Source organism: Streptomyces sp. NPDC025806, from assembly GCF_055558275.1.
In genome coordinates this window covers 755569-767065 of record NZ_JBVHMU010000002.1, presented here as the reverse complement: position 1 = coordinate 767065, position 11497 = coordinate 755569, and the positions used below count along the sequence as shown (strand labels likewise).

At 69.0% G+C, this 11497-nt stretch carries 7 protein-coding genes and 3 pseudogenes; 6 read left to right on the top strand and 4 right to left on the bottom strand.

Annotated elements, in window-relative coordinates:
* Positions 1-651 precede the first annotated feature (651 nt).
* The 4 genes from ACZ4E1_RS07170 to ACZ4E1_RS07155 all read left to right on the top strand — a co-directional run bounded on the left by ACZ4E1_RS07170 (position 652) and on the right by ACZ4E1_RS07155 (position 6686).
* On the top strand, positions 652-1305 hold the full coding sequence (locus tag ACZ4E1_RS07170; protein WP_467536636.1) for a hypothetical protein: 654 nt from the start codon (positions 652-654) through the stop codon (positions 1303-1305).
* On the top strand, positions 1302-3914 hold the full coding sequence (locus tag ACZ4E1_RS07165; protein WP_467536634.1) for a helicase associated domain-containing protein: 2613 nt from the start codon (positions 1302-1304) through the stop codon (positions 3912-3914). Before ACZ4E1_RS07170 ends, ACZ4E1_RS07165 begins: the two co-directional genes overlap by 4 nt.
* Positions 3915-5409: 1495 nt before the next feature.
* On the top strand, positions 5410-5631 hold the full coding sequence (locus ACZ4E1_RS07160) for a hypothetical protein (protein ID WP_467536632.1): 222 nt from the start codon (positions 5410-5412) through the stop codon (positions 5629-5631).
* A gap of 50 nt (positions 5632-5681) precedes the next feature.
* Complete coding sequence (locus tag ACZ4E1_RS07155) at positions 5682-6686, top strand: hypothetical protein (RefSeq protein ID WP_467536630.1); 1005 nt, start codon at positions 5682-5684, stop codon at positions 6684-6686.
* A 521-nt stretch (positions 6687-7207) separates the two neighbouring features.
* Here ACZ4E1_RS07155 and ACZ4E1_RS07150 read toward each other — a convergent pair.
* Positions 7208-7798 (bottom strand): Fic family protein, encoded by a 591-nt coding sequence (locus ACZ4E1_RS07150; protein WP_467536628.1) that lies wholly within the window; start codon positions 7796-7798, stop codon positions 7208-7210.
* 115 nt (positions 7799-7913) lie between these two features.
* On the opposite strand from ACZ4E1_RS07150, the gene ACZ4E1_RS07145 reads away from it, so the two are divergent.
* Complete coding sequence (locus ACZ4E1_RS07145; RefSeq protein WP_467536626.1) at positions 7914-8258, top strand: hypothetical protein; 345 nt, start codon at positions 7914-7916, stop codon at positions 8256-8258.
* A 1095-nt stretch (positions 8259-9353) separates the two neighbouring features.
* Positions 9354-9500 carry a hypothetical protein gene (locus ACZ4E1_RS07140; protein WP_467536624.1) on the top strand — a complete coding sequence of 49 codons (147 nt, stop codon included), beginning with the start codon at positions 9354-9356 and terminating at the stop codon, positions 9498-9500.
* A 27-nt stretch (positions 9501-9527) separates the two neighbouring features.
* Here ACZ4E1_RS07140 and ACZ4E1_RS07135 read toward each other — a convergent pair.
* From ACZ4E1_RS07135 to ACZ4E1_RS07125, 3 pseudogenes are all read right to left on the bottom strand, one after another.
* A pseudogene (locus ACZ4E1_RS07135) lies at positions 9528-10114 on the bottom strand (transposase); the annotation flags it as partial.
* A 43-nt stretch (positions 10115-10157) separates the two neighbouring features.
* Positions 10158-10801, bottom strand: a pseudogene (locus ACZ4E1_RS07130) (TetR/AcrR family transcriptional regulator).
* Positions 10798-11325: pseudogene (locus tag ACZ4E1_RS07125) on the bottom strand (DUF4166 domain-containing protein); the annotation flags it as partial. The pseudogenes ACZ4E1_RS07125 and ACZ4E1_RS07130, both read right to left, overlap by 4 nt.
* Positions 11326-11497 lie beyond the last annotated feature (172 nt).

Genomic DNA, 11497 nt, shown 5'->3' with positions numbered 1-11497 from the left:
CGCGCGGTCTGCTCCGCAGACACGACGCGCCGCCGCTACGCGGCGGCTTTCCGGCTTCGCCGGAAAGAGCCTCACGACTTCGTCGTGAGGGGCCATCACTCCGTGATGGCCTGCCGGTCCGCTCCGTGGCCCGGCGGCTCGGATCGCTCCGCGATCCGGCCTGACGTCCCGCGCTCCGCGCGGGACTAAATCGCTGGCTAGTGGCGGGGGTTGGGTGCTTCCTCTGGCGTGGGCTACCCGGTGGGTGATGCCGACTGTTTCGGGTGCCGCTCTCGCCGGCCCTGTGAACGGAGCCCGGTCGGCCGAGGCTGAGAATGTAGCACTTCCGAAGACTTCTGGACAACCCTGATGATCCATGTGCGTCAAACCTTGAGTGCCACTAACCTATGTAGTGAGGGAGCACCCAAGGAACCCGGAACTTCTCCCTGGAACGTTCGCTTGGACCCCTTCTCGACGCTGCATTTGATGTTCCGTCATAGGCCCTTACAAATCCCAGCAACTGACACTGAATAAGCTACCGGAATGCGTCCCAGTCAGGTGAGGAAAATGCCAACAGAATCTCAGGATGAGCCGTCGGTCGCCGGGGCCCTGCGGCCTCTGCGTGGTGTGTCCGATGGTCAGTTGTACTTCCGTGCGCACGAGGTGAGTTCCATGCTGCGCGGCCTCGCTTCCGCCTGGGCCGAGGCTGCATCCGGCGACGGTGATCTGCAGTGGGCGCCCATGGGCAGTGCTCCGGTGTCCCTGGATGCGGCGACGGTGCATGCTCTGTCTCAAGCTCTGGCTGCCCAGGCCGACTCTGTCGAGGTGCAGTGCCTCGAGCTGTCCGCGCCGGCCCCCGTGCGGGTGCCCTCCCCTCGCGAGGATGCTGTACCCGGCCCGCAGGACGTCGAGGACCCCGCCGGTACAGGCCCGGGTGGCTGCAGTCCTGAGGGCTTGTTGGGCGTGGCCGAGGAGTTGTTCCGGACTTTCACCGTCCAGGCCTACGACCGGCATCTGTCTCTGGAGGTCCTGGAGGTTCTCGCGCCTCTTGCCGGTGACTTGGATGAGTACGGTGCGCGGTTGGCTGCGTTCGTCGAGCGGTACCGCGAGCGCCTCGTGCTGGCGTACACGGACTACGGGCCACGGTCCGCGCACGAGACCCGCTACGGGCGCTACGTGTTGGCCCGTCAGCCGGAGGGCCTGGTCGTGTGGGAGATGCTCTCGACGATCCGCGGCCGGTTCCAGCTCACTGACACCTGGGAGCGCAGCGAGCTGCCGCAGACACTGCTGGAGGACATGGGCGGGATCTGGGGGGTGGCGGTGTGAGCGGGCCACAGGTGTTGAGGCCTCATCAGGTCGAGGCGGTCGATGGGATTCTGCGGGCCCTTGAGGCTCCCGTGTGCGGGCGTCTGCCGGTGGAGGGGTTGCGGTGTCAGTGCATCGCCGCGACCGGCTCTGGCAAGACTTTGATCGCTGTGGCGAGTGCGCACCGTTTGGGGGCGCGGCGGGTTTTGGTGCTGGTGCCGACGCTGGATCTGCTGGTGCAGACGGCGACGGCGTGGCGGCGTGATGGGGGCCGGTCCGGGGCGATGGTCGGGGTGTGCCGGCTGCCCGCGAAGGACTCTCAGGGGATTCCTTGCACGACCGACGAGGGTGAACTCATCGAGTGGACAGGCGATTTGGAAACGGTCACGGTGTTCGGGACGTATGCGTCGCTCGGTGTGCTGCAGAGGGCTCATGCGGCCGGCCTCGCGGCGTGGGACCTGATCGTGGTGGACGAGGCGCACCGCACCAGTGGGGACGGGTTGAAGCCGTGGGCGGCCGTGCACGACCAGGAGCAGGTGCCGGCGGCGCGGCGGTTGTATATGACGGCGACGCCGCGGGTGTGGGAGGCGGCTGAGCGGCCGGGACAGTCGCTGCGGGTGGTGGCCAGCATGAGCGAGGACTCCCCCATCTTCGGGCCGGTCGCGTACAAGCTCACGCTGTCAGATGCGATCAGTCAGGGGCTGATCGCCCCCTACCAGGTCGTGTGCGTCGACATCCGGGACCCCGAGTACGGGCACCGGGCCCAACTCGGTACCGGTACCGATCGTGTGCGTGGGGCGCGGCTGGCGGCGCTTCAGGCGGGTGTGCTGACGGCGGCCGCCCAGGAGAACCTGCGCAAGGTGCTCACCTTCCACTCCCGGGTAGCCGAGGCGGAGGCAATGTCTGCTGGGATCAGGGATGCGGCGATGCGGCTGTGGGAGGAGGACGCGCGGGCGTATCCGGACCCGAAGCGGGTGTGGTCGAGCTGGCTGTACGGCGAGCACCCCCCGGCCCGCCGGCGCGCGGTACTCGCCGAGTTCGCCTCCGACGTCATCGACACCACCCCTGACGCCAGCGCCGGCGCCGGGCATGGCGGCCATGAGCACGAGCACGGCGAGGTCGTCGGGTCGGAGGTGTTGCCGGCTGCTTTGCGGGTGCTGAGCTCGGTGAAAGTACTCGGCGAAGGGGTCGACACCAAGAATTGTGATTCGGTCGCGTTTTGTGATGTGCGCGGGTCCATGGTCGACATCGTGCAAATGGTGGGACGTGCCCTTCGCATGAAACCGGGGCAGGGGAAAATCGCCACTCTGGTGGTCCCTGTATTCCTCGGGCCGGACGAAGACCCGGACGACATGCTCACCTCGCCCGCCTACGGAGCCCTCGCGAAGGTCCTCGAAGCGCTCCGCGCGCACGACACCGAGACGATCGAGGCGCTCGCCGACTCCCGTCCGCGCAGCGGGAGTTGGGACGAGGAGAGCGAAGGTGAGGACGGCGGGCCGGCGGACGCTGGGGATTTCGAGGGTGACGGGGAGGGGCTGGAGGGTGGTGAGCCGGTCGATTCGGTCAGCGCCGGGGCGCGGGAGCTGCTGAAGTTCTCCTCGCCGCGGGATCCGGTCGAGCTCGCGCGGTTCCTTCGGCTGCGGGTGCTCGAGCCGGAGAACGTGTACTGGCGGCGCGGCATCGCGGCCAGCGTCCAGTACCGGAAGGAGACCGGCGCCGACCGGCTGTACGCGCCGTACGGGTTCGTCACCCCGGAGGACTGGACCCCTGCCGGGTTCCCGCTCGGGGTGTGGCAGGCCAACCTGCGCCGCCTCCACCGGGCCGGCCTGTTGGAGGCCGAGCGTGTCGAGGAGCTCGACCGGCTCGGCATGGTGTGGGCGCCCCAGGACGACGCCTTCGAAGACGGCCTCGCCGTCGCCCAGGACTACGCCGACGCCCACGGGCACTTCCTGCCCCCCGCAAGCGCCGTATGGCACTGCTACCCGATCGGGAAATGGCACGCGAACCTCCGCGCTGCGGCCAAACGGGCCGACCGGATCGCCGAGCGGCGCGCTGCGGGCCAGCCCGCCGGCTCCGAGAAGGGCGCACTGACCCAGGAGCGGCGTGAGCGGCTCGACGAGATCGACCCTGGCTGGTGCCCGGGCTGGGACATCAGCTGGCAGCGCAACCTGCGCCTCGTACAGAACCATCTCCGCGACGGCCAGCCGGTGCCCACGGCGCCGGGTGAGGTCGTCGTGCAGGGCGAGGACCTGGGCGCCTGGGTCCAGACCCAACGCCTGGCCTGGGACACACTCCTGCCCGCCCAGCAGGAGCTCCTAGCCGAGCTCGGCCTGCAGCCGGCCGGCGAGGACGAACGGCCCATGAAGCGCACCCAGGACCACAAATGGGCGCTCAACATGGCCGCCGCCCGCCAATACCACGCCCGCGAAAACCACCTCAACGTCCCCCGCAAACACATCGAGCAGCTGCCCATCGAGGACGCCGGGCCCGCCGCGACCGGGCGGGAAACCACCCCGGAAGGCACCGTGCCCGTCGCCCTGGGCATGTTCATCGCCAACACACGCCGCAGAGCCGACAAACTCACCCCCCAGCGACGCACCGACCTCAACAACCTCGGCATGCGCTGGTAGCAGACGGAGCTAGTGAGTTAGAGCGCCCGCCGACGGGAAGCGATCAAGCCCTGGCTGCCGGCGGCCATCGCGCGGGCGCTACCCGAACAGATCTGTACACCACGGAGAGAGGAGCCCGCGCGACGGGTGAGGTGACGCACCAGACTGTATGTCTCGCAACAGCTCGTAGACGAGTGGGCGGCCCGGGCCGAGCAGCGCCAGTGCGCTCCTGCTCACGAGGCCGGTGTGAGCCCACGGGCTCACACCGGCCGGACTTCTTCTATCGGGTATAGGTCAACGCGACGCAGCCGTCACTGCCCTTGGCGCCGTAGCCAGAAGCCTGGTGGCGCTGATTGCCGTTCATCCATGTGTCGACGGCCCCGACACCACCGTGGCCGCCGCTGCCCGCATAGTCCTCCGGACGCGGCCAACCGTGATCGTCGCGCCTTTCCTTGGCGCACTCCGGGACGTGTACGGCAGGGACAGTGCCCCAACCACCGTGGCCCGGTTCGGTACTGACACCGTCCTGCCCACGGCTTCCCTCTACACCACGGTGAAGGGCAGCATCCGATCCGCGGCAGTAGCCCGGTCGGCGGGCAGGAACGATTCCGCCAGCACCCCCGCCGCCGCTCTGGAAGGTCCCGGACCCCTCGCCCCCCTGTCCAGCATCACCGCTGGTGACCATGGCCAGGCTTCCCCTGCGATCTTGCGCCGAGACTCCGGTGAACCACCCTCCGGACCTGCCCGCTTCGCCGCTGACGCCCTTCCCCGCACCGCCATGGCCGCCTCGGCCTCCCTCGGCAACATGGATCCGCAGCTTGTCCCCGGCTCGGACCGTGATCGTGCACGACACCACCGGGCCGCTCGCACCGCTACCGCCGCCACCGCCACTCAGGGGACCGTCGTTGTTACCGCCGCCACCACCGCCCCCTCCACCCGGTCCCACGGCCGTCAGACGAACCTGGGTGACACCTTCCGGAACGGTGAACTGGTGGTCGCCGACAGACTTGTACGCCTTGACGACCGAGGCCGGCTCTGCTGATGACACGCCAGGCGTCATCAGCAACGACGTCGCCGCCGCACACGCCATTACCGCGTACCGCGACCGTGAGGGGGTCAACAACCTCATGAGCATCCTTCCGATTACCGTTTCTGATCTTCAACGTGACTCAACGCCGGACTGCCCACATGGTCACGATCCGGGTACAGGAAGTACTGGGTGCCGGTGCGGACCCCCGAAGGCTCTAACCATCTGACTTGGCTCCGTGTCGCACTTTGAAGGAGCTCTCCGAAGGTCTGGTGGAGGAGGGCGCTTGCGGGTACCGCCTGGAACCCGCAACCATCTGACTTGGCTCCTGACGTACTTTGAAGATTCGTCTGCAGCGGCGGTGGGGCGTAGCGGTTGCCGCGGTGCAGCAGGACGGAGGCCCCAACCATCTGACTTGGTTCGTGACGGACTTTAAAGTTTCCGGCGTGTCCGGTCCCATCGGGCTGCTGGTCCCGACATGATCAGCGCATGAGCGTGGAGTTGCCCGCGGGGCAGTGGGAAGAGTTGTGGCTGCCGTTGCGGCCCTATGCGACGAACCGACTGCAGGAGGGGATCCGGCGGGAACAGCGTCCGGTGGCGATGACACGTCGATATGTGGAGGCCAACCCTTCGGCGGTGAGCAACCTGCTCGTCGTGGATGTAGACGGATGCTCGATCGCGGGGACTGCGCGCTTTGCCTCCCCCCCTTGATCACACCGGTGTGCCCAGGTGCATGATGTGCCTGGACACAGGGGGGACACATGACGCAGACCACGCCGCCGGGATGGGGGCTGACACCGCCGGGGGCTCCTGGGACTCCGGGCGTGCCGCCGCAGGGGTTCGTGCCCGTGCGGCCTCCGGACGGCGGGAACGGTGCGGTGTTCACCGTCGGGGCTGCCGCCCTCGGGGCTGAGACCGTGATCGCCGCGCTGGTCGCCGTTGCACGCAGCTTGCAGTCCGAGTCCCACGGAGGCGAAGGCGGCCTCGGATGGCTGTTCGGCACCATATTCGCGCTCGTGCTGCTGGCCGTCATGTCGGTGATCGCAGGGCTGGCCGGTTCGGCGATGGCGGTGCTTCCCCTCGTCCTCCTCGGGCGTGCGGTGGCCCGCCGTACGGGCCGGCGCGACAGCTGGCAGCTCACCCTGGCCACGGTGGTGGTCGTTGCCGTCGCCCTGGCGCTGCTCATCGGCTCCTGCATGCTCCTGGCCGGCTTCGGCGGCCCCGGCGACCTGCTCGTCTATCCCGTCCTTGCCGTCAGCCTCATCGTCGGGCTGGCACCCGCGACGCTGTGCGCCCGGGCGGCGGGGAACCCCGGAAAGCCCGGGGCCCGATGGCGGATGCTCGGGGGCGTGGCGCTGGGCGGTCTGGGGCTGCTCGCGGTGACGCTTGCGGTCGGGGTCGCGGCGTACAGCTCGGGGATCCTCAAGTTCTACGAACCGCCCCGGCTCACTGAAGCCGACATGGTCGGCACCTGGACGGACGACGACGGCGCAAGCCTCCGCTTCGAGGCGGACGGCACGGTGACGGCGAAGGGCGTCAACGAGTACGAGGCCACGGGTGAGCGGTCCGGTGCCTGCAACCGCACCGGGAACTGGCAGCTGACCGAGAACAAGGGTGCCGGTCTGCCGCTCGAGCTCAGCATCGCGCACTGCGAGAGCCTGTCCTTCGGCTGGGACATCGGCGGTACGGAGGAACACCCGACGGTCTTCACCTGGATCGGCGAGCCGGATTCGGGTGAGCGATACATCCTTACGCGGCAGCGGTAAGCCACCCGGAGCCGAGGGCTCGGGCCTGGCCGGGCGCAGGTGTGCGGTCAGGCCACCCTCGGTCCATGGCCTCCACCGCCACATGGGTCCCGGCCGACTGCCCCGAAGCGACGCCGTAAGCGCCACGCAGTACGCCAGGAACGTGGGAAACGATCTTCACCGACGTGGGATGGCCCTAGCTGTGGCAGCTCTGTCACCGCTCGCCTTCGGCTTCCGTCGGTACCCCGACGGAAGCCGAAGGAGTTTCGGACTCCGAAGAGGCAGGCCAGGCCGTCGTAGGCATTGCCCCTGTTGAGGAGGAAGAGATCGATGCCGATTTCCCAAACGGAGTCCCCGTCGTCCGGGCCCCCTAAGCGGGCACCCGGCCGGCATGCGATCACCCGCTGACGTCGGTCGACATGGAGAGATCCTGCCTGCACAGGCCAGGAGCCGGCATCTCCATTTCGCTTCGCGCATGCTTACGTGGTCCAGGCCGAGACTCTGGCACATCCGGATCCGTGGGCGTTCGCCGACTCGAGTGCTCACCCCGGTGCCGAGACGGTCGGATCGGTGGCGCTGCCGCGGGTCTCCGCAAGGTGGATGCCGATATAGCGGATGAGGGTCAGCGGGTCCCGAGGGCGGTCGGCCTCGAAGGTGACGCGGCGCAGAAGGCCGACTGCCCCGAGTGCGACGCCCTCGCGGGCCAGCACGAAGACGAGGGCGAGAAAGGCGGACCGGGCGTTGCCGTCGTCGAAGGGGTGGAAGAAGCAGACGTCGAGATAGGCGCGGGCGGTGAGTCCGAGGGGTTCCCGGGCGGTGGCTTCGCTCTCGGCCAGGCTGGTGTCGAAGCGGGCGGGTGTGTCCGGTCCGAGGCCGTAACGCTCCCGGCCGCCCTTGGCGAAGGCGGGCGAGGTGCGGAACGGCGGCGGCTGCGGAGAACCCAGGACGTGCTGATGCCATGTGCTGAGCAGCGCGAAGTCGAGCCGCGCTCCGCGTGCCGCGTCGGCCCGGAGCAGTTCGAGGGCGCGGAGCAGGCCTTCGGCCCGAGCAGGGTCGATGGCGCCGTCGAAGGGCCCGGATGTCCTGCGCGGGGCCGTCGCGAAGGGCTGCCACCGGTCCGTCCGCGCCGGCATCCGGGATCTCGCGCCACGGCACCGACGCGCGGACCGCGAGCCAGCGCTGCAAGTGGTCCTGAGCCGGGACGGCCGCTCGAGTATGGCCGTCGCCCGGCCGTAGGGAGCGAGCGAGTTGCTCAGCGACGTCGTCGATGACCAACGTGTCAGGGCCGGTCCAGCTCTGGAATCGTCCACCGACCGCCTCCTCGACCAGGCCCTGGGCCACCTCCACCGCGACTCCCCAGCGGTCGAGGAACCAGCCGAGCACCTGGCGGCAGTGGTTGTGCCAGCCGCTGCCGCACCCGGTGCGGTCGACGACCTGCAGAATCAGGTTCCGCGCCGCGCGTTCCCACAGGATCCGCTGGTCTTCGACGGCGCTGATGTCCAGCGGGCAGGCCTCGAACCAGGCGGCGAAATGTTCCAGCCACTCGCGCCACTCGCGCCACTCCCGCAGGGCCGCCTCCACACGGGCCAGTGACTCTTCCGGCGTGGTGATCGAGTCCCGCGGGCAGCACCAGTTCCCCACCGGTCCGCCGTCGACGTCACCCTCGTCGTGCGCCCAGCGCCACCCGAGGGTCCACCGGCCGTAGTTCAGGACGAGCGCATACGACATGGCGTCAGCCCAGGACTCGGCCCCTTGGCTGCTTCGTGAACCGCCGTCAGCAGCAGGCACGCCGGGGCGGATGGGCACGCACCGGGCAGGACCGAGCGAACGCTCCGTCTGCGCTAGGGATGCTCTGTCGAAGGCGTGGCGGACGGGGTCCACATCGGCCCAGGCCAGGAAGCGAGGAGCCAGATCAACAATCACCGCGTAAGCCTGCCAGGCCCGTCCAGCGCACACCGGACATTCAAAGCTCAGGGCGCTCGGTCACAGCCGCTGTGACCGAGCACGACATCTGGCCTGGCAGGACAACTTCGATGCACAGCGCCTGCTGGCTCGCCCGGCGTGCGAACCAGGTCACCACCGGGCGCGCAGTACGCCGTCGCTGTCCGGGAGGGCAGCACAGAGCAGCGGGTGGTGTCCGGCGACGGACAGGGACAGGGACAGGGACAGGGGCAGGGCGCAGGCGCAGGGGCAGGGCGCAGGGCGCAGGGCGCAGGGGCAGGGCGCAGGGCGCAGGGCGCAGGCGGCTCGGGCATCGGCCACGTGGGCGCTGAGTTCCTGGTAGTCGGTGTCGTCGACGATCGCGTGGCGTCGATGGCAGAGCCAGCTCTTCGTCGGCGAAGCCGAGGCTGCCCAGCTTCGCCGAGTTGACGCCCCCGCGCTCGGTGCAGGGACTGCAGGGACTGCAGGGACTCACTATGGAGCCGCAGCACGGCAGCAGCAGGACGATGGAGGCATGATCCGCCGGCCCCTCGAGGGGTGCCCCTATAGGTTTCATCAAGGTGACGGGGCGGTGCCCATGGTCGAAGCGTCGGTGAGGAAGGCGGCACGACCAGTTGGTTCCGCACCTACGACGAGGACGAAGACCTGTGGCTCTGCTTCGAGGCCGATGCAGATGGCTGGGCGGTTCCTCAGGTTGAGGTCCGAGGGCCGGACTCGGAGCCCGTGACAGCCGCTTCCCTTGAGGAGGTGCTGCATCTGCGCGACCACGCCGATCTTGCGGCGATCGATCGCTATGAGCGGCAGTACGGCGTTCTCCCCGAGGGCAGCCCTGACAGCCGGCAGGATCAGCCGCAGGCAGCCGAGATTCCAGCAGCGGAGTTCGAGCAACTATGAGCTGAGGCAAGGCGAACTCTGGGTGGTTCACGCCGATCCGGCGGGCTGGGGATCGTAGAACGTACCATCGCGAAGCATCGCGAAGAGGACATCGGCTCGTCGTCTGGCGAGGCAGAGCAGGGCTTGGGAGTGGTGCTTGCCCTGCTTGATCTTCTTGTCGCAGCAGGCCCGGGAAGCAGGGTCGGCCAGAGCCGCGAACGCGGACAGGAAGCACGCTCTCTTGAACAGCTCGTTCCCGCACGGGAGCGTCGCTCTCCCCGGATCGAGGAGCCCGAACTGCCGGTAGCCGGGGCGAGGCCGGCGTACGAAACGAGGTCGGCGACGCTCAGGAAGCCGCTGCCGACGCCGGCGTCCATGAGGATCCTCGCTCCGGCCCTGACACCGATCCCGGCATGAACGTCAGGACCTTGAAAAAGGTGGGCTTCCAGCAGTTCCTCAATCCTGATGGCCAGGAGATTGCGCTGGTCGAGGACGACACTGAGGGAAGTGGCGAGGCTGGGAACGATCAGCACGGCTGCGTCGGTGCCGGAAACGACCACGGTCGGTTCGTCGAGCGCGCTGAAGATGTCCTCGACCAGGCACTCGGCCATCCGCGAAACCTTGTGGCGTATGAGGACCGTGCCCCCGACCCGGCAAAGGGCCCCCGCCGCAAGCGGGTCAGCTTCGCGTACGACGCAGTCGGTGACGTACCGCCCGCTGCGCGAGAGGACCGAGGTCCTCGACGGCCGTCACCAGGAAGGACAGTTGCTCAAGGGAGGCAAGGGCCCGCTCCGTACCCGCCGGGTCCACCCCCTCGTACAGCTCCATGCCCACGAAGGACGCCGCCACGGCCCGCGCAAGGCCGACGGGATCCACGAACTCGCCCAGCGGGGACGCGGAAAGGACCCGCGTCAGGACCTTCTCGATCTCCTCGATCCACAGAGCGAGGCCCGCCCCTGTGGCCCCCGCAAGACGCGGCTGCGTCTGGGAACCCGCGAGCAGCTGCCCGAGGACCGCGACATGCCCGGCCTCCCGTTCCTCTTCGTGCATCTCCCGTCCGAAGGCAAGGAGTTCGGAAAGGGACCCGATCCCCGCAAGGCGCTCCCGGTAGCACGCCACACGCTGCTCCGTACCGTGCCTGCACGCCGCCGCGAGAAGGTCGTCGACGGAACCGAAGCGGTAGCCTGGTTGACCCCGGCGGCCGCCGCGACACTCCACGCCGACGTCTTGGCGATGCCCCGCTCGGTGAGCGTCCGCAACACACCGCCGAGCAGCTTCGCCCGCGTCTCCCGGCTCTTGGCCGGGTCCTTGGCGGCACTCACACGCGCGCCTCCTCGCGGACTGGTCGCAGGCCGGGCCGGATCCCGCAGGTGCGGACGCCGGCGTAGGACGCGGTGAAGGACCCCTCGTATCCGAAGAGCGGGCCGAAGTAGCGGTTGGTGACCCGGACCTGGATGCGGAAGCGGCCCGCCGTCTCGTCGTACGACTCGCGCACCTCGGCGTCGCCGACGAGCAGTCCGGGGACGCGGCAGTCCACCGGGCCCTCCCGGAAGCGGTGCTCCCCGGAGCGGATCAGGAGCGAACCGTCGGACTCCGCCCGCAGGTGCAGGTCACTGGCGAGGTGCTGGTGCGTGCCGAGGCAGTCGAGCACGCGGTCGCCCTTGGGATTCAGGACCATCTGGGCGTCGAAGCGGCGGGGGCCGCCGGGCAGGTCGAAGGTGCGCACGAACGTGACCGTCTCACGGCCGAAGGTGTCGGTGCAGGGCACGTTCTCGATGACGAAAGACACGTCCCTGCCCTGACACGGGACGAGGATGTTGCGGGTACCGCCGAGCGCGAGGAACGGACCGGTCTCGGGCTGGACGACTGCACCCCGCAACAGCAGCTGCGGGCTCTGCTCGCGCTGGGCTGGTTCAACACCGGCTGGAGCCCGCTATTCGGGAACTGGTGCGCCGACGGGCTCTTCTCCTACATGCTTGTGCCGTCGCCGCGCCACGACAGTCTGGTCCTGCACACGA